Origin of the sequence: Georgenia phoenicis, assembly GCF_047302425.1 — a bacterium.
In the GTDB taxonomy this organism is placed as follows: domain Bacteria; phylum Actinomycetota; class Actinomycetes; order Actinomycetales; family Actinomycetaceae; genus Oceanitalea.
In genome coordinates this window covers 439,654-457,564 of the sequence record NZ_CP154855.1, presented here as the reverse complement: position 1 = coordinate 457,564, position 17,911 = coordinate 439,654, and the positions used below count along the sequence as shown (strand labels likewise).

The following is a 17,911-nucleotide window of genomic DNA, read 5'->3' as shown; positions in this document are numbered from 1 at the left end:
GAGCATCACCACCGGCGGATCACCTCCCGGGCGCTGCTCGCGGCGGTCTCGGCCTCCGCGTCGCTGCGCCGCGCGAAGGAGGGCTCCTCCCAGCGGTGCAGCAGGTCGCCCAGCTGCGCCGTCGGGTCGTGCTCGGCGACCTCGCGGGCGGTCCACGAGCGCACGTCGCGCCCGAGCCGCTCGGAGGCGAAGGAGCGCATGATGCGCGCGAGCTCGAGGTGCAGGCCGCGCACGTCGCTCTCGCCGGCGCGGTAGGCCGCGAGCGCCGCCTCGACGTCCTCCTCGAAGCGGGCGCGGCCGTCCGGGCTCAGCGGCCCCGGCTCGCGCGGGCGGTCGGGCCGGCGGGTGGAGAGGAGGACGAAGGCGTACCAGCCGGCGACGGCCAGCAGGAGCAGGACGCCGACGACCGGCACCCACGTGGAGTAGGACTCGGGGGGCAGGAGGGACTCAGCTCCGGACACGTCGCTGCCTCCTGAACAGGTCGATGAGGGCGTCGACGACGTCGTCGGAACTGGCGGCGACGACGTGCTCGACGCCGCGGCGCCGCAGCATGTCCCGCACCCGCTTCTTGCGGTTGGCGACGGCGGTGGTCGCCGCCGCGTGCAGGCGGCGGTCGCGCTGGAGGAAGGGGGGCAGGACGAGCCCGCCCTCGACGTCGGCGACCGGCCCCAGCCCCGGGGTGGTGGGCACGGCGTCGGCCACGGAGATGACCATGACGTCGTGGCGGGTGCGCAGCCGGCGCAGGGCGTCCTCGTCGCTCAGGGCCGGGCGGGCCTCGTCGGTGATGAGCACGACGAGCGTGCGGCGGGTGGCCGAGGTGAGGATGCGGTCGAGGACGCGGGAGAGGTCCGAGACGGGTGCGTCGCGGGTGAGCTCGCTCTCGAGGAGGCGCAGGAGCATCTCCATGTGCCCGGTGCCGCCGCGCGCCGGGACCTGGGTGATGCGCCGCGAGTCGCCCGCGACGAGGCCCACGAGGTCCCCGCGCGCCCGCGCGAGATAGGCGACGACGTCGGCCGCGAAGAGCGCGATCTCGGACTTGCGCTCCCCGCTCGGGGCGGTGGCGGCCATCGAGCGGCCGGTGTCCACGGCGAGGACCATCGCGAGGTTCGACTCGTGGACGAAGCGCCGGATCACCGGGTGTCCGGTGCGCGCCGAGGCCTTCCAGTCGATGTCGCCGACGTCGTCGCCCGGGTGGTACTCGACCATGTCGTCGAAGTCCTGCCCGTGGCCGGTGAAGATCGAGCGGTGGTGCCCGTCGAGCAGGCCCGAGGCGCGCCGGACCGTGGGAAGGTCCAGACGCGCACGGACCTTCGCCAGGCGGGAGGCGCTCGACATCCGGCTGCCTACGGGGCGGGGACGGCGGCGAAGACGGCGTCGATGAGCGCCTCGGGGGCGACGTTGTTCGCCAGGGCGTCGTAGGTGCGCACGAGCCGGTGGCGCAGCACGCTGTGGCTCAGCGCCTTGACGTCGTCGGGCACGACGTAGGTGCGGCCCTGCTGGAGGGCGTGCGCCTGGGCCACCCGCATGAGCGCGATCGCGCCACGGGGGCTGGCGCCCACGCGCACGTGCTGGGAGAACTTCGGCAGCGGGCGGGGCCCGCCGCCGCGCGTGGTGTTGACGACGGCGACGATGTACTGCTTGATCGAGGCGTCGACGTAGACCTGCGCGGCGAGGCGCTGGAGGAAGACGACGTCGTCGAGGCTGATCGGCTCGCTGCGCAGCGGCGCGTCGAAGGAGCCGGAGCTGATGCCGTCGAGGACGCTGATCTCCTCGTTCGGCGTGGGGTAGGTGAGGACCTCCTTGACGAGGAAGCGGTCCATCTGGGCCTCGGGGAGCACGTAGGTGCCCTCCTCCTCGATGGGGTTCTGCGTCGCGAGCACCATGAAGGGCTTGGGCAGCGGGAAGACCTCGCCGCCGATAGAGGTCTGCTTCTCCTGCATCGCCTCGAGCATCGCCGACTGCGTCTTGGCGCTCGAGCGGTTGATCTCGTCGAGGAGGACGAGGTTGGCGTGGACGGGGCCGAGCTGGGTGGTGAACTGGCCCGTCGCGTAGTTGAAGATCTGGGTGCCGACGATGTCGTTGGGCATGAGGTCCGGGGTGCACTGGATCCGGTGGAAGGTGCCGGAGACCGCCGAGGCCAGGGTCTGCGCCGCCGTCGTCTTCGCCAGGCCGGGGACGGACTCGAGGAGGATGTGCCCGCCCGCGAGGAGGGTGGAGACGAGCGCGGTGCGCAGCGCCTCCTGGCCGATGACCCGCTGGCCGAAGATGGCGTTGACCCGCCCGAGCAGCTCCGCGGAGCGCTGGAGGTCGCCGTGCTCGATGGTGGCCGTGCTGGGCGCCAGGCCCGCGCCGCTCGGTGTCGTCATCGTTCCCCTGTTCCCGGGTGGCCAGTGCCACCCTCCCGCCGTGTACCCGCGCGAGTATGCCACCCGAGCCTGGATCTACCCTGGAGAGGTGACCACGCCCCTGCCCCGCCAGCGCCCGGCCCTCGCCCTCGTCGGGGCCGCGGTCGCGGCGTTCGCGCTCGTGGTCGCCGGGCTGCTGTTCTCCGGGGCGGCGGACCCCTCCGCGGTGCTCGACCCGGGCGCCGTCGTCCGCTGGGGCGTCCCGCTCGTCACCGTCGTCGCCGACGGCGCCGCGGCCGTGACGATCGGCGCCCTGGCGATGTGCGCGCTCGTCCTGCCGCACGCGGGGCGCGGGGACGGCCGGCGCCGGCCGCGGGTCGCCGTCGACGGCGCCGCGTGGGCGCTCGCCGCCCGGGCCGCCGCCGTCGCCGCCGTCGTGTGGACGCTCGCGAGCCTCGTGCGCATCGTCCTCACCTACGCGCGCACGTCCGGCCGCGGGCTGGACGAGCCGACCTTCGGGGCCGAGCTCGCGCAGTTCGTCACCGACATCCCCATGGGGCAGGCGCACCTCGTCGCCACGCTCATGGCCGCTGTCCTGGCCACCGTCGCCTTCGCGGTCACGACGCCGACGGCGGCGGCCCTCGCGGGGGTGCTCGCGCTCGCCACGGTCGTGCCGATCGCCCTGACCGGCCACGCCGCTGGCGCGGCGAGCCACAACCTCGCGGTCTCGGCGATGTGGCTGCACATCGGCTCGATCAGCGTGTGGGCCGGCGGCCTGGCGGTGCTCTGCGTCGTCGCGCGGCGCCTGGGCACCGACCGCGGGCCGGCGCTGCGCCGCTTCTCCACCCTCGCCGGCTGGAGCTTCGCGCTCGTCGGCGTCTCCGGCGTCGTCAACGGCTGGGTGCGGGTGGGCAGCCTCGACGGCCTGTTCGGCACCGACTACGGGCTGCTGCTCGTGGCCAAGACGGTGATGTTCGTCGTCCTCGGGCTCATGGGCTGGGCGCACCGGCGACGCACCGTGCCGGCGGCCGCCGAGCGGCCGGCCGCGTTCTGGCGCCTGGCGGTGGGCGAGGTCGTCCTCATGGGCGCCGTCATCGGCGTCTCGGTGGCGCTCGGCTCCTCCGCCCCGCCGGTGCCGCAGGAGCCGGCGAGCCAGCCGAGCCCGGTGCGGGAGATCACCGGCTACCCGGCGCCGCCCGAGCCGAGCCTGGCCACGTGGGTCACCGAGTGGCGGCCCGACGTGCTCTTCGGCCTCCTCGCCGTCATCGGCATCGGCGTCTACGTCCGCTGGGTCGTGCGGCTGCGCCGCCGCGGGGACCGGTGGTCCCTGCCGCGGACGGCCTCGTGGGTCGCGGGACTCCTGCTCTTCGCGTGGGTGACGTCCGGTGGGCCCACGGTCTACGGCGTCGTCATGTTCAGCGCCCACATGATCCAGCACATGCTGCTCGCGATGGTCGTGCCGATCTTCCTCGTCGTCGGCGCCCCGATCACCCTCGCGGTGCGCGCGCTGCCCACCCGCGAGGACGGCTCGCGCGGCCCGCGCGAGTGGCTGCTCGCCACCGTCCACTCCCGCTGGGCGCGCTTCTTCGCCCATCCGGGCACGGCGGCGGTCAACTTCGCCGGCTCGATGATCGTCTTCTACTACTCACCGCTCTTCGAGCTGGCGCTGAGCACCCACGTGGGCCACGTCCTCATGGTCGTCCACTTCACCCTCGCCGGGTACATGTTCGCCAACGCGCTCATCGGTGTGGACCCCGGACCCAGCCGCCCGCGCTACCCCATGCGCCTGCTCCTCCTCTTCGCGACGATGGCCTTCCACGCCTTCTTCGGCGTCTCCGTCATGCAGGCCTCCACGCTCTTCGCCGGCGACCACTTCGGACGCCTGGGCCTGCCGTGGGGCGTGGACGCGCTTGCCGACCAGGAGGCGGGCGGCGCGATCGCCTGGGGCATCGGGGAGCTGCCCACCCTCGTGCTCGCCGTCTCGGTCGCGATCGCGTGGGCGCGGGACGAGGAGCGCGTCACCCGCCGCACCGACCGCCAGGCCGACCGCGACGACGACGCCGCCCTGGCCGAGTACAACGCCCGTCTCGCGCAGATGGCCGAGCAGGACGGCGCTCCCCGCTAGCCCACCCAGGCGCCGAGCTCGACGTCGCGGCCCTCGAGTCGCAGCTCGACGGCGTCCTCGCCGACCTCGAGCCGGGTGGGGGCCAGCCCCTCGGGCAGGCCGGGGACTTCGACCCGCACGTCAGCGACGAGCTCCTCGACGGCGGAGACGAGGGGGCGCGGGACGCTGGCGTCGCCGACGGAGATCTCGCCGAGCTCGACGCCGATCGCGCCGTCGACGAGCACCGGCTCGAGGAGCACGGCGAGCTCGAGGCCACCGACCTCGGCACCCAGCTGCAGGAGGCCGTTGGCGACTTCGAGCGTGGCGCCGGGGAGGTCGAGCGAGTTGCCGAGCGCCTGCTGCAGCGCCGCGCCCGGGATCTCGGCGTTGATCTCGACGGCCTCGGCCGGGTAGGGCTCCTCCGGCGCGACGCCGCGCAGCGCCACCCGGACGTCGGTGAGCTCGAAGCCCTCGAGGACGAGCGTCGAGCTGGTGGCCCGCACCTCCGACAGCCGCCCGGACACCACCTGGGTGAGGAAGGGGAAGCCGTCGATCTCGACATCGGCGTCCTGCGCGAGGTCGAGGCGGCCGCGCGCCTCGGCGAGCAGCTGGTCCTCGGTGCGCGCCACGAGGACGCGGTCGACCACCGTCCCGCCGACCGCGAGGACGACGAGGAGCACGAGAAGGACGGTGGCGAGACGGCGCATGGGGACAACGGTACGGGCGCTTCCGGCCGGGGCTCACCCCACGTGACAACGTGCGGACTTTGCGACCTGGGGCGTCACGAAGTCCACACGTTCCGGGGAGAGCGCCTCCCGTGGTCCGGTCCCGGCACGGCGCGCGGGCGGCAGGGCGGGTCCCTACCGTGGGGCCATGACCACCGACCGGCCGGGCGCCCAGGAGTGGGTGCCCGAGGAGGGGGACGTCGCGGCCCTGCGCGCCGCGGCGCCCGGCTGCCGGGGCTGTGAGCTGTGGGCCGGCGCCACCCAGGTGGTGTTCTCGGCCGGGCAGGCGGGAGCCCGGCTCATGCTCGTCGGGGAGCAGCCGGGCGACCGGGAGGACCGGGAGGGCGAGCCCTTCGTCGGGCCGGCCGGGCGGGTGCTCGCCGACGCCCTCGAGGCGGCCGGTATCGCCCGGGAGGACGTCTACCTCACCAACGCCGTCAAGCACTTCCGTTTCGAGGACCGTGGCAAGCGCCGGATCCACAAGAAGCCGGGCGTCGCCCACGTCGAGGCGTGCCACCCGTGGCTGGCGGCCGAGCGGGCCGCGGTGCGCCCCGCCGTCCTCGTCTGCCTGGGTGCCACGGCGGCCCGCGCGGTCCTGGGGCGCGAGGTGCGGGTCGGGGACGTCCGCGGCGAGGTTATCGACGGCGAGGACCGGCCGGTGCTCGTGACGACCCACCCCTCAGCCCTGCTGCGCCTGCGCGGGCGCGGCGGCTGGGACGAGGCCTTCGCCGAGCTCGTCGCGGACCTGCGGGCGGCGAACGAGGCGGCGGGCGGCTGACGTCGGGCCCGGCTCAGCCGTTCCAGGCGTGGCTCAGCGGGCTGGAGTCGAGGTCCTCGACGATCGCGGCGACCGAGCGGTAGACCGCGACGGCGCCGGCGTCGCGCAGCTCGCCCTCGCCGATCCCGCCGGTGAGCACCCCGACGCAGGGGACCCCGGCTCGGGCGGCGGCCTCGACGTCCCACACCGTGTCCCCGACGAAGACGGCACGCTCGGGCGGGACGTCGACGGCGTCGAGCGCCTTCTGCACGAGGTCGGGGTCGGGCTTGGCCTCCTCGACGTCCTGGGCGGAGGTGACGGCGTCGACGTCGTCGAAGACCTCGAGGACGCGCTCGAGGATCTCCAGCTCCGCGGGGGCGGCGGAGGTGGCGAGCACGACCTTGGCCCCGCGCTCCTTGAGCGCGGCGACGAGCTCGACGACGCCCTCGAAGCGGTGCACCTCGGCCGCGGCCTGCGCGTAGTACTCGGTGTGCTTCTCCTTGGCGGCCTCCCCCAGCTCGTCGACGCGGTCACCGAGCAGCTCGGCGAGGAGCAGCTCCCCGCCCATGCCGATGCACCGGTGGATGCGCCACGCGTCCACCGGGTGGCCGACCTCGCGGAAGGCGCGCGCCCAGGTGAAGGTGTGGACGTAGTTGGAGTCGGCCAGGGTCCCGTCGATGTCGAGCAGGACGGCGCCGGGCGTGTCAGTAGGCATGTGCCCGTTGGTACCCCAGGCGGGCACCGGCCGCATCCGCGGCTACTCCTCCGCCTCGTCCGCGGCGTCCAGGCGGGTGCTCATGTCGCTGTACCAGGCGAGCGCGTCCATCCCCTCCAGGCCGAGCTCGGCGGCGACGGCGAGGAGGACCTGCTCGCGCTCCGCCTCGAGCGCGTCACCGAGGGTGACGTCGGCGCCGGCGAGCGCCTGCTGCAGGCGACGGGCGAACCACTCCGCCACCTCGACGGCGACGGGCGAGTGGTGCTGGGCGGCCATGTGCTCGCCCTCGACGAGCACGAGCTCGACCGCCTGCACGGCCCGCCGCACGTGCTCGTAGTCCTCCAGGCGCGAGCGCAGGTCGGCCGCGACCTCCTGCAGCGCCCGCGCGCGGCTCTCCGCGCGGACGTGGTCGAGGAGCCCGGCGAGGTCGCCCTCCGGCGGCAGGCCCAGGCGCAGCTGCGCGCGGCGCACCTCCCCGACGCCCGGGATCGCCGCCACCGCGGCGTCGAAGACCGGGACGACCGCCTCGACGGCGGCCCGCGCCCGGGTGAGGTACACCTCGCGGACCCCCTCGGTCAGGCGGTCCCAGGTGTCGCTGCCGGCGGCCTCGCGCAGCGCCAGGCGCCGCGCGGCCTCGGGGACGGCCTGCTCGACGACGTCCGCGAGCAGGCCCGCCGGCTCGCCCTCGTCGCGGGGCTGGGCACCGAGCTCGGCGCGCAGGCGGTCGCGCTCCTCGCGCAGCCAGTGGATCTGCCGCTGCGCGGCGGACAGGGCGCGGGCCAGCTCGACCTCGACCGAGCCTGTCGGCCCGGCGAGGAGCTCCTCGGGTGCGCCGTCGTCGACCGTCACGTCCCCACGCTAGCGGCACACGCGCGTGTGGGAGCGGCCACGGCCGCGAGTCGCGTGCCGGGCTGGGGGCGGGCGCCCGTCACCGCTAGGGTGCGGAGGCAGCGCCGACGGCGCTGACCCGGCGTGCCCGCCGGCGCCACGAACCACCCGAGGGGGCTCCCTGTGACCGAAGAGTGGACTCAGACGCTGGGGGCGGGACCGCTGCTGCTCATCGCAGCCGGCGCGATCGCCCTCATCCTCGTGCTCGTCATCGTCTTCAAGCTGCACGCGTTCCTCACGCTCATCCTCGTCTCCCTGGTCACGGCCTTCGCCACCGGGATCCCCGCCGGCGAGATCGTGCCCTCGCTGGTGAACAGCTTCGGCGGCACCCTCGGCTCCGTCGCCCTGCTCATCGCACTCGGGGCCATGCTCGGCAAGCTCGTCGAGAGCAGTGGTGGCGCCAAGGTCCTGGCCGAGAAGATGGTCTCGATCTTCGGGGAGAAGCGCGCGCCGCTGGGCCTGGGCCTGGCGTCCCTCGCCTTCGGCTTCCCGATCTTCTTCGACGCCGGCCTCATCGTCATGCTGCCGGTCATCTTCGCCGTCGCCCGCCGCCTCGGGAACAACGTCCTCCTCTACGGCTTCCCGGCCGCGACCGCCTTCTCCGTCATGCACGTCTTCGTGCCGCCGCACCCCGGCCCGGTGGCCGCCTCCGAGCTCTACGGCGCCGACGTCGGCCTCGTCCTGCTCGTCGCCATCATCATCGCCTTCCCCGTCTGGTACCTCGCCGGCTACCTCTGGGGCACCTTCGTGGGCAAACGCTTCATCTTCCCGGTGCCGGCCCTCTTCGGCACCGTCGACGACGACGAGCCGACCAACCCGCCGAGCGTCTCGACCGTCGTCGCGATCCTGCTCCTCCCGCTGCTCCTCATCTTCCTCAACACCGGCCTCGACTTCCTCGGCACCGCGGGGACCGTCGACGAGTCCGAGACCTGGGTCCAGGTTCTCGCCGCCCTCGGCACCGCGCCCGTCGCGCTGCTCATCTCGGTGATCGTCGCGCTCTTCGTCCTGGGCCGCCGCCGCGGGGAGAACGGCACCGCGCTGGAGAAGCTCGTCGACTCCGCGCTCGGCCCGGTCGCCTCCGTCATCCTCATCACCGGCGCCGGTGGCGCCTTCGGTGGCATCCTGCGCCTCTCCGGCATCGGTGACGCCCTCGCCGACACGCTCGGCGACCTCGGCATCCCGGTCATCCTCGCCGCCTGGCTCATCGCCGCGATCCTGCGCGTGGCGCAGGGCTCGGCGACGGTCGCCCTCGTCACGGCCGCCGGCCTCATGGCTCCCGCGGTCCTCGCCGGCGGCTTCAGCGAGCTGCAGATCGTCGCGATCACCCTGGCGACGGCGGCGGGCTCGGTGTTCGCCAGCCACGTCAACGACTCCGGGTTCTGGCTCGTCGGCCGGCTCATGGGGATGGACGTCAAGACGACCCTCAAGACCTGGACCGTCCAGCAGGCGCTCCAGTCGGTGGTCGGCTTCCTCTTCGCGCTCGTCGTCTTCGCGATCTTCTAGGGTCGAGGCATGACGCTCTTCGACCTCACCGGGCGCCTCGCCCTCGTCACCGGCTCCTCCCGCGGGCTGGGCCTGGCCCTCGCCACCGGCCTGGCCCAGCACGGCGCCCGCGTCGTCCTGCACGGGCGCGACCGGGAGGCGTTGGCCCGCGCGCGCGAGCAGGTCGCGGCGGCCGGCGACGGCAGCGAGGTGCCCGCCGTCAGCTTCGACGTCACTGACGCCGCGGCCGTGCGGGAGGGGGTCGGCGCGCTCGTGGCCGAGCACGGCGTGCCGGACATCCTCGTCAACAACGCCGGCATCCAGCGCCGCGCGCCGTTCAACGACTTCGACCCGGGCGACTGGGACGACGTCGTCGCGGCGAACCTCAGCAGCGCCTTCTACGTCTCCCAGCAGATCACCCGGGGGATGGCCGAGCGCGGCTCGGGCAAGGTCGTCAACATCGGCTCGGTCCAGTCCCAGCTCGCCCGCCAGACCATCGCGCCGTACTCGGCGACCAAGGGCGGGCTCGTCATGCTGACCAAGGGCATGGCGGCCGACCTCGCCCGCTTCAACATCCAGGTCAACGCCATCTCGCCGGGCTACTTCGCCACCGAGATGAACCGGGCGCTCGTCGAGGACGAGGACTTCACCCGCTGGGTGGTCGAGCGGACCCCCGCCCGCCGCTGGGGCCGGGTCGAAGAGCTCGTGGGGACGCTCGTCTACCTGTGCTCGGACGCCTCGAGCTTCGTGTCGGGCCAGAACGTGTTCGTCGACGGCGGCATGACCGCCGTCGTCTAGGAGGGAGCCCCGTGCGCGCCATCGTCATCAACGGCAAGGAGGACCTCGAGCTCGTCGAGGTGCCCACCCCCGAGCCGGTGCCCGGGCAGGTGCGGCTGCGGATGGCCTACGCCGGCATCTGCGGCTCGGACCTCCACTACTACTACGACGGCGCGAACGGGGCCTTCGTCGTCCGCGAGCCGCTCGTCCCGGGGCACGAGGTCTCCGGGACGGTCGACCTCGACCCCTCCGGCGAGCTCGCCCCGGGCACGCCGGTGACCGTCCACCCCGCGACCTTCGGGCAGGTGCGGCCCGGGGTGGAGGACCGGCCCCACCTGTGGCCGGGCGGCGCCTACCTCGGCAGCGCCTCGACCTGGCCACACACGCAGGGCGGGATGAGCGAGTACCTCCTCGTCGACCGCGCGATGGTGCGGGTGCTGCCCGCCTCGCTGCCCCTGCGCCGCGCCGCCCTCGCCGAGCCGCTCGCCGTCGGCATGCACGGCCTCGGGCTGGCCGGCGGGGTCGAGGGCCGCCGCGTCCTCGTCACCGGCGCCGGCCCGATCGGGCTGCTCACCGCCGCCGCGGCCCTCGCCGCGGGGGCGGCCGAGGTCACCGCGACGGACGTGCTGCCCGGGCCCCTCGAGCGGGCTCGCGCCCTCGGCGTGCACGCCACCGTCGACGTGAGCCGCGAGGAGCTCCCGGCCGAGGCCTACGACGTCGTCCTCGAGTGCTCCGGCGTGCCCGCCTCGATCAACGCCGCCTTCCGCGCCGTCCGACGGGCCGGGGTGCACGTGCAGCTCGGGATGGTCCCCGACGAGCCGAAGGGCCTCAACCTCGCCCCGGTGATCTCCAAGGAGGTCACCGTCCACGGCTCCTTCCGCTTCAAGGACGAGATCGACGCCGCGGTCGCGCTGCTCGACGCGCAGCCCGGCATCGAGCAGGTCGTCACCCACGAGCTGCCCGCCGACCAGGCGGTCGAGGCCTTCGCCGTCGCCCGCGACTCCGCGGCCTCCGGCAAGGTCCTCGTGACCCTCTGGCAGGACTGACCCTCACCCTCCCCACCCTCCCCGCCCCCACGCCGAGTACGCACATCCGGCCACCGCGGGGCGCGAGGCAAGCGGTTGCCCGTGACCGCATGTGCGTACTCGATGCGGGTTGGGCCGAGTGGTCCGGGTCACGTGATAGGACAGGTCCGTGAGCGACACTCCCTTCCACGACCTCGACGACTACATCGCCCTGCCGCGCCTCGGCGGCCTCGCCCTCTCGCCCGACGGGCAGCGGCTCGTCACCACCGTGAGCACGCTGAACGAGGACCGCACGAAGTACCAGCCGGCCCTGTGGGAGGTGGACCCGAGCGGGCAGCGCCCCGCCCGGCGCCTCACGCACGGCCCGAGCGGTGAGTCCCAGCCGACCTTCACCGCCGACGGTGACCTCCTCTTCGTCGCCAAGCGCGGCACCGACGACGACGCGACGCCCGCCGTCTGGTCCCTGCCGGCCACCGGCGGCGAGGCGAGCCTGCTGGCGGCTCACCCGGGCGGGGTCGGGGGCGTGAGCGCGGCGGCGCGGGCCGCCGTCGTCGTCGTCATGGCCGCTTCCCTGCCCTCGGCCGGGGACGTCGACGAGGACCACCGGCTGCGCAAGGAGCGCAAGGAGCGCAAGGTCAGCGCCATCCTCCACAGCGCTTACCCGGTGCGGTACTGGGACCACGACCTGGGCCCGGACCAGCCGCGTCTCTACGCCGCTGAGCCCACGGACGGGCAGCGCCCGGAGGACGGCGCCGCCCGCGGCAGCCACGCGCTGCGCGAGCTCACCCGCGATGCCGGTGCCGCACTGACCGAGACCGACACGGACCTCGCCGCCGACGGCAGCTTCCTCGTGACGACGTGGAACGTGCCCCAGGAGCGGGGCGCCGTGCGCACCCGGCTGGCCCGGGTGGACCTCGCCGACGGCACCCGTACCGTGCTCGTCGACGACCCCGAGGCGGAGGTCGGCGGACCTCGGGTCAGCCCCGACGGGCGGCTCGTCGCCTACGTGCGCGAGGAGATCAGCACGGCCGAGCGGGCCCCGCGGATGTGGGTCGAGGTCGTCGACGCCACCGGGGGCGAGTCCCGGGCGCTCACCCGCGAGTGGGACCGCTGGCCCGCGCAGCTGTGCTGGCTGCCCGACTCCTCGGGCCTGCTCGTCGTCGCCGACGACGACGGCCGCTCGCGCCTCTTCCACGTCGCCGTCGACACCGGCGCGGTCACCCGGCTCACCGACGAGGGTGCGCTGACCGACGTCGTCGTCGCCCCGGACGGGTCGGCCGCCTACGCGCTGCGCGCGTCCTACGAGTACCCGGCCGAGGTCGTCCGCATCGACCTCGGCGACCTCACCGGCGAGGCGGAGGTGACGGCGCTGCCCGGCCCGGCCGAGCGGCCCGCCCTGCCCGGCACCCTCACCGAGGTGGAGACCACCGCTGCCGACGGCTCCCGGGTGCGGGCGTGGCTCGCGCTGCCCGAGGGCGCGAGCGCCGAGGCGCCCGCACCGCTGCTCCTGTGGATCCACGGCGGGCCGCTGGGCTCGTGGAACTCGTGGTCGTGGCGGTGGAACCCGTGGCTCATGGTCGCCCGCGGCTACGCGGTGCTGCTCCCGGACCCCGCCCTGTCCACCGGCTACGGGCAGGACTTCGTCCAGCGCGGCTGGGGGGCGTGGGGCGGGGCGCCCTTCACCGACCTCATGGAGGTCACCGACGCCGTCGAGCAGCGGCCGGACATCGACGCCTCCCGCACGGCCGCGATGGGCGGCTCCTTCGGCGGGTACATGGCCAACTGGGTGGCCGGGCACACCGACCGCTTCCGCGCGGTCGTCACCCACGCGAGCCTGTGGGCGCTGGACGCCTTCGGTCCGACGACGGACGCGGCCTGGTACTGGGGCCGGGAGATGTCGCCGGAGATGGCACTGGCCAACTCCCCGCACCTGCACGTGGGCAACATCCGCACCCCGGTGCTCGTCATCCACGGCGACAAGGACTACCGGGTGCCGATCGGTGAGGGCCTGCGGCTCTGGTACGAGCTGCTCTCGAGGTCCGGGATTCCGGCGGACGCCGAGGGCAGGAGCCCGCACCGCTTCCTCTACTTCCCCGACGAGAACCACTGGATCCTCACGCCGCAGAACGCCAAGGTCTGGTACGAGGTCAACCTCGCCTTCCTCGCCGAGCACGTCCTCGGCGAGGAGCCGGGCGAGCTCCCGCGCACCCTGGGCTGAGCACTCCGACTAGGGTCGGTGCCGTGAGCACCGACGACGACCTGGGTTCTGCACTGGGCCTCCTGACCGCGCTGCTGGACGGCGCCCACCGGGCGACGCCGGACGAGCTCGTCGACGTCGTCGCCCGGGCCGGGCTCACGATGGGGTGGACGCTCGACGTGCACCTCGTCACCTTCGACCAGCTCCGGCTCGTCCCCCTCGCGTCCGAGGGGGACGAGCTGGACCTCGACACCCCCGCCGGTGAGGCCTTCCGGACCATGCGTCCGGTCCACGACGGCGACACCTCCTGGGTGCCGCTCGTCGACGGCGTGGAGCGGCTCGGCGTGCTGCGTGCCGTCGCGCTGAGGCCTGAGCGGTGGCCCTCGGCCCACCTCCAGTCGCTGCGCTGGGCCTCCTTGCTCATCGGGCACCTCGTGGCCGCCGTCTCGCCCTACGGGGACCTCATCACCAGGGTTCGCGGCGGCGCGCGGCGCACCGTGGAGGCGGAGCTGCTGTGGAACCTGCTGCCGCCGCTCACCTACGCCACCAACGACCTCGTCGTCGCCGGGCTGCTCGAGCCGAGCGAGCAGGTGGCAGGCGACGCCTTCGACTACGCCGTCCAGGGCAGCTGCGCCGACGTCGCGCTCTTCGACGGGACCGGCCACGACCTCAGCTCCGGCCTGCTCACCTCGGTGGCGCTGGCCACCTACCGCAACCAGCGGCGGCGGGGCGCGGACCTCGTCGACTGCGCACGGGAGATCGACCGCGTCCTCCTCGAGCACACGGACGCGGCCGGCTACGCCACCGGGGTGCTCGCCCGGATCGACACCGGCACCGGCGCGCTCGACTACGTCAACGCGGGGCACCCCCATCCCCTGCTCGTGCGGGACGGGAAGGTCCGCGAGGCCCTCGACCACTCGGGGCGGCCGCTCTTCGGGCTCGGGGGGCGCGAGGCCACGGCGGGCCGGCTCCAGCTCGAGCGCGGCGACCGGATCGTCTTCTACACCGACGGCATCACCGAGGCGCGCGACGCGGCGGGGGCGTTCTTCGGGCTCGAGCGTCTCGTGGCGCTCCTCGAGGAGCACGGGGACACGCCCGCGCCCGAGACGCTGCGCCTCGTGGTCCGCGACGTCCTCGCCCACCAGCGCGGGGTCCTCCAGGACGACGCGACACTGCTCCTGCTCGAGTGGGCTCCCGGCGGCGGCCTGGACCTCCTGCCGGTCTAGGGCCGGACCGGGGTCAGCTCCAGACGAGCCCCATGTCCGGGTTCTCCAGGACGCGTGCGACGTCCGCCAGCACCCGGGCACCGAGCTCGCCGTCGACTAGCCGGTGGTCGAAGGACAGGGCGAGCTGGGTGACCCAGCGCGGCTTGACCTTGCCCTTGTGCACCCAGGGCTGCTTGCGGATCGCGCCCATGGCGAGGATCGCCGACTCCCCCGGGTTGAGGATTGGGGTGCCGGTGTCGATGCCGAAGACGCCGACGTTCGTGATCGTCACGGTGCCGTCACTCATGTCGCGGGGCGTGGACCGCCCGGCGCGCGCCGTCGCGGTGAGCTCGGCGATCGCCGTCGCCAGCTCGTGGAGGTCCAGGCGGTGCGCGTCCTTGATGTTGGGCACGACCAGGCCACGCGGCGTCGCGGCCGCGATGCCGAGGTTGATGTAGTGCTTGTAGACGATCTCCTGGGCCTCGTCGTCCCACGACGCGTTGATCTGCGGGTGGCGACGCACCGCGAGGAGGAGCGCCTTGGCGGCGAGGAGCAGCGGGGTGACACGCACGTCGGCGAAGGCGCGGTCCTCCTTGAGGCGCGCGACGAGCTTCATCGAGCGGGTGACGTCGAGGGTGTGGAAGACCGTGACGTGCGGGGCGGTGAAGGCGGAGTTGACCATCGCCTCCGCGGTGCGGCGGCGCACCGAGCGCACCGGCACGCGCGTCTGGCGGCCGTTGGCGGAGACGGTGCCGTCGGCGAGCCACGGCTTGTCGTCGCCCGGGTAGGTGGCCAGCTCCTCGGCCGCCGAGCGCTTGCTGTGGGCGAGGACGTCCTCCCGGGTGACGATCCCGCCGGGACCGGTCGCGGCGACGGCGCCGAGGTCGACGCCGAGGTCCTTGGCGAGCTTGCGCACCGGCGGCTTGGCCAGGACGGACGGCGAGACGTCGGCGCGGGGGGCGGGCGGCGCCGCCGGCTCCGGGCGCGCAGCGGGGACCGGCTCGGGGGTGGGCACACCCGGGGCGGCGGTGGCGTCCTGGGCGGCGGCCGCGCCGGTGGCGGGGGCGGACCGGCGGCGCCGGCGGGTGGTCGCGCCCTCCTTCGTCCCCGAGCCGACGAGCACGTCACCGCTCGTCGACGACGACGCGGCGGGGGCGCCGTCGTCGGCTGCCGTGCCGCCGGGGTCGACGTCGACGACGACGATGGGTGCGCCGACGGCGACCGTCTCGCCCTCACGGGCGAGGAGCTCGGTGACGACGCCCGCCCACGGGACGGGCAGCTCGACGAGGGACTTGGCCGTTTCGATCTCGACGATCACCTGGTTGACCGCGACGGTGTCGCCGACGGCGACGCGCCACTCGGCGACGTCGGCCTCGGTGAGGCCCTCGCCGACGTCGGGGAGCTTGAACTGCTGGTAGCTCGGCACAGGTCCTCCTAGTACGCGAGGGCGCGGTCGACGGCGTCGAGCACCCGGTCGAGCCCGGGGAGGAACTCCTCCTCGTGCGCCGAGGCCGGGTAGGGCGTGTGGAAGCCGCCGACGCGGAGCACAGGGGCCTGGAGGCTGTAGAAGCACTCCTCGGTGACGCGAGCGGCGAGCTCGGCGCCAGGGCCGAGGAAGGTCGTCGCCTCGTGGGCGACGACGAGGCGACCGGTGCGGCGCACGGAGTCGGCGACGGTGGTGACGTCGAGCGGGGACAGCGAGCGCAGGTCGACGACCTCGAGCTCCTGCCCGTCGGTCGCGGCGACCTCGGCGGCGCGCAGCAGGGTCTTGACGGTGGGGCCGTAGCCGACGAGCGTCACGTCGCGGCCCGGGCGCACGACGCGGGCGCCGTGCAGGCCGGCCGTCACGCCGGTCTCGCTGAGGTCGACCGGGGCCTCGACGTCGACGTCCGCCTTGTCCCAGTAGCGGGCCTTCGGCTCGAAGAAGAGGACCGGATCCGGGGAGGCGATGGCCTGCTGGATCATCGTGAAGGCGTCACCGGCGGTGGCCGGCGAGACGACCCGCAGTCCGGGGGTGTGCGCGAAGAGCGCCTCGGGCGACTCGCTGTGGTGCTCGATCGAGCCGATCCCGCCACCGAAGGGCACCCGGATGACGACGGGCACCTCGACCCGGCCGCCGGAGCGGTAGCGCAGCTTGGCCAGCTGGGTGGTGATCTGGTCGAAGCCGGGGAAGATGAAGCCGTCGAACTGGATCTCGCACACGGGCCGGTAGCCGGCCATCGCCAGGCCGATCGCGGTGCCGATGATCCCGGACTCGGCGAGCGGGGTGTCGACGACGCGGTCGCGACCGAACTCCTTCTGCAGCCCGTCGGTCACCCGGAAGACGCCGCCCAGGGCGCCGATGTCCTCGCCCATGAGGAGGACCTTGTCGTCGCGGCGCATCGCGGTGCGCAGCCCGGCGGTGATTGCCTTGGCGAGCGGGAGGGGCGTGGTGGTGGTCGTCGCCGTCATCACTCGGCCTCCGCGAAGGACTGCTGGTACTCGGTGAACCACGCGCGCTCGGCCTCGACCTGCGCGTGGGCGGCACCGTAGACGTGGTCGAACATCGTCTCCGGGCCGGGGGCGGTGAGCGCGCGGCAGTACTCGCGGGTCGACTCCCCGAGCTCGTCCGCCGCTGCCTCGACCTCGGCGAGGAAGGCGTCGTCGGCGTGGCCACCGTCGGTGAGGTGGGTGCGCAGGCGGGCGATCGGGTCGCGCTCGCGCCAGTAGTCCTCCTCCGCGCTCGTGCGGTAGCGCGTGGGGTCGTCGGCGGTGGTGTGGGCGCCCATCCGGTAGGTGTAGGCCTCGATGAAGGTGGGGCCGCCGCCGTTGCGGGCACGGGCGAGGGCCTCGGCGGTGACGGCGTAGCTCGCGAGGACGTCGTTGCCGTCGACGCGGACCGAGGGGATGCCGACGCCGGCGCCGCGGCGGGCGAGCGGGACTGTGGTCTGGCCGCTGGCGGGCACCGAGATCGCCCACTGGTTGTTCTGGCAGACGAAGACGACCGGCGCCTTCGTCACGGCCGCGAAGACCATGGCCTCATGGACGTCGCCCTGGGAGGTCGCGCCGTCGCCGAAGTAGACGACGACGGCGCGGTCGCGCTCGGCGTCCCCGGTGCCGACGTCGCCGTCGCGCTGGGCCCCCATGGCGTAGCCGGTCGCATGGAGCGTGTGGGAGCCGATGACGAAGGTGTAGAGGTGGAAGTTGTGGGCGGCCGGGTCCCAGCCGCCGTGCTCGACCCCGCGGAAGACCCGGAGCAGCTCGCGCATGTCCATGCCCCGGGTGTGGGCGACGGCGTGCTCGCGGTAGGAGGGGAAGACGAAGTCCTGCGGGCGCGTGGCGCGGCCCGAGCCCACCTGCGCGGCCTCCTGGCCGAGGCTCGGGGGCCACAGGCTGAGCTCGCCCTGGCGCTGGAGCGCGGTCGCCTCGGCGTCGAAGCGGCGCGCGAGCACCATGTCGCGGTAGAGCCCGCGCAGCTCGGCAGGGCCGAGGTCGGCGACCCACCGGTCGTAACGGCTGTGGTCGAGGCGACGACCCTCCGGGTCGAGAAGCTGGACGAGCGTGTCGGGATCTGCCGGGCTGCTCGCCTCAGGCCGCGGTGTCAGTGTGTCCATGGTGGTGACCACCTCCATCGGTCCTGCCTCCTCTGTGCCCGGGGGTCGGCCCCGAACCTACGCCAGCGTAGGCTACGGAACCGTAACTTAGGCTTGTA

General features: G+C 74.2%; 16 protein-coding genes. 7 read left to right on the top strand and 9 right to left on the bottom strand.

What is annotated here, in order from left to right:
* Nucleotides 1-5: 5 nt before the first annotated feature.
* The 3 genes from AA0005_RS02270 to AA0005_RS02260 are packed head-to-tail and all read right to left on the bottom strand — an operon-like array spanning nucleotide 6 to nucleotide 2,366.
* Nucleotides 6-461, bottom strand: a complete 456-nt coding sequence (locus AA0005_RS02270; protein ID WP_413451808.1) for a hypothetical protein — start codon at nucleotides 459-461, stop codon at nucleotides 6-8.
* Nucleotides 448-1,335, bottom strand: coding sequence for a DUF58 domain-containing protein (locus AA0005_RS02265; protein ID WP_413451807.1), 888 nt, complete (start codon nucleotides 1,333-1,335; stop codon nucleotides 448-450). Before AA0005_RS02265 ends, AA0005_RS02270 begins: the two co-directional genes overlap by 14 nt.
* Nucleotides 1,336-1,343: 8 nt before the next feature.
* Nucleotides 1,344-2,366: an AAA family ATPase gene (locus AA0005_RS02260; RefSeq protein WP_413451806.1), complete on the bottom strand. Its 1,023-nt coding sequence runs from the start codon at nucleotides 2,364-2,366 to the stop codon at nucleotides 1,344-1,346.
* Nucleotides 2,367-2,454: 88 nt separating this feature from the next.
* Between AA0005_RS02260 and AA0005_RS02255 the strand changes: the two genes are divergently transcribed.
* A complete protein-coding gene (locus AA0005_RS02255) occupies nucleotides 2,455-4,470 on the top strand; it encodes a cytochrome c oxidase assembly protein (protein WP_413451805.1) in 2,016 nt (671 codons plus the stop codon).
* On the opposite strand, the gene AA0005_RS02250 is transcribed toward AA0005_RS02255, so the two are convergent.
* A complete protein-coding gene (locus tag AA0005_RS02250) occupies nucleotides 4,467-5,156 on the bottom strand; it encodes a DUF2993 domain-containing protein (protein WP_413451804.1) in 690 nt (229 codons plus the stop codon). The two genes, AA0005_RS02255 and AA0005_RS02250, sit on opposite strands and share 4 nt — an antisense overlap.
* 166 nt (nucleotides 5,157-5,322) lie before the next feature.
* On the opposite strand from AA0005_RS02250, the gene AA0005_RS02245 reads away from it, so the two are divergent.
* Entirely contained in the window at nucleotides 5,323-5,952 is a 630-nt protein-coding gene (locus tag AA0005_RS02245) for a UdgX family uracil-DNA binding protein (RefSeq protein WP_413451803.1), read from the top strand.
* A gap of 13 nt (nucleotides 5,953-5,965) precedes the next feature.
* Here AA0005_RS02245 and AA0005_RS02240 read toward each other — a convergent pair whose 3' ends face one another.
* Both AA0005_RS02240 and AA0005_RS02235 read right to left on the bottom strand, forming a co-directional pair.
* Complete coding sequence (locus AA0005_RS02240; RefSeq protein WP_413451802.1) at nucleotides 5,966-6,646, bottom strand: HAD family hydrolase; 681 nt, start codon at nucleotides 6,644-6,646, stop codon at nucleotides 5,966-5,968.
* Between the two features lie 42 nt (nucleotides 6,647-6,688).
* On the bottom strand, nucleotides 6,689-7,495 hold the full coding sequence (locus AA0005_RS02235; RefSeq protein ID WP_413451801.1) for a hypothetical protein: 807 nt from the start codon (nucleotides 7,493-7,495) through the stop codon (nucleotides 6,689-6,691).
* A 162-nt stretch (nucleotides 7,496-7,657) separates the two neighbouring features.
* Between AA0005_RS02235 and AA0005_RS02230 the strand changes: the two genes are divergently transcribed.
* The 5 genes from AA0005_RS02230 to AA0005_RS02210 all read left to right on the top strand — a co-directional run bounded on the left by AA0005_RS02230 (nucleotide 7,658) and on the right by AA0005_RS02210 (nucleotide 14,241).
* Nucleotides 7,658-9,037 carry a GntP family permease gene (locus tag AA0005_RS02230; RefSeq protein ID WP_413451800.1) on the top strand — a complete coding sequence of 460 codons (1,380 nt, stop codon included), beginning with the start codon at nucleotides 7,658-7,660 and terminating at the stop codon, nucleotides 9,035-9,037.
* Between the two features lie 9 nt (nucleotides 9,038-9,046).
* Nucleotides 9,047-9,814: an SDR family oxidoreductase gene (locus AA0005_RS02225; protein WP_413451799.1), complete on the top strand. Its 768-nt coding sequence runs from the start codon at nucleotides 9,047-9,049 to the stop codon at nucleotides 9,812-9,814.
* Between the two features lie 11 nt (nucleotides 9,815-9,825).
* Complete coding sequence (locus AA0005_RS02220; RefSeq protein WP_413451798.1) at nucleotides 9,826-10,839, top strand: zinc-binding dehydrogenase; 1,014 nt, start codon at nucleotides 9,826-9,828, stop codon at nucleotides 10,837-10,839.
* Nucleotides 10,840-10,987: 148 nt separating this feature from the next.
* On the top strand, nucleotides 10,988-13,036 hold the full coding sequence (locus AA0005_RS02215) for a S9 family peptidase (protein WP_413451797.1): 2,049 nt from the start codon (nucleotides 10,988-10,990) through the stop codon (nucleotides 13,034-13,036).
* Between the two features lie 23 nt (nucleotides 13,037-13,059).
* A complete protein-coding gene (locus tag AA0005_RS02210; RefSeq protein WP_413451796.1) occupies nucleotides 13,060-14,241 on the top strand; it encodes a PP2C family protein-serine/threonine phosphatase in 1,182 nt (393 codons plus the stop codon).
* Nucleotides 14,242-14,254: 13 nt separating this feature from the next.
* On the opposite strand, the gene AA0005_RS02205 is transcribed toward AA0005_RS02210, so the two are convergent.
* From AA0005_RS02205 to pdhA, 3 genes are read right to left on the bottom strand one after another with little or no spacing between them, the layout of a single operon-like run.
* Nucleotides 14,255-15,646 (bottom strand): dihydrolipoamide acetyltransferase family protein, encoded by a 1,392-nt coding sequence (locus AA0005_RS02205; RefSeq protein WP_413451795.1) that lies wholly within the window; start codon nucleotides 15,644-15,646, stop codon nucleotides 14,255-14,257.
* An 8-nt stretch (nucleotides 15,647-15,654) separates the two neighbouring features.
* Nucleotides 15,655-16,671: an alpha-ketoacid dehydrogenase subunit beta gene (locus AA0005_RS02200; RefSeq protein WP_413451794.1), complete on the bottom strand. Its 1,017-nt coding sequence runs from the start codon at nucleotides 16,669-16,671 to the stop codon at nucleotides 15,655-15,657.
* Entirely contained in the window at nucleotides 16,671-17,813 is a 1,143-nt protein-coding gene (pdhA, locus tag AA0005_RS02195) for a pyruvate dehydrogenase (acetyl-transferring) E1 component subunit alpha (RefSeq protein ID WP_413451793.1), read from the bottom strand. Before pdhA ends, AA0005_RS02200 begins: the two co-directional genes overlap by 1 nt.
* Between the last annotated feature and the right edge of the window lie 98 nt (nucleotides 17,814-17,911).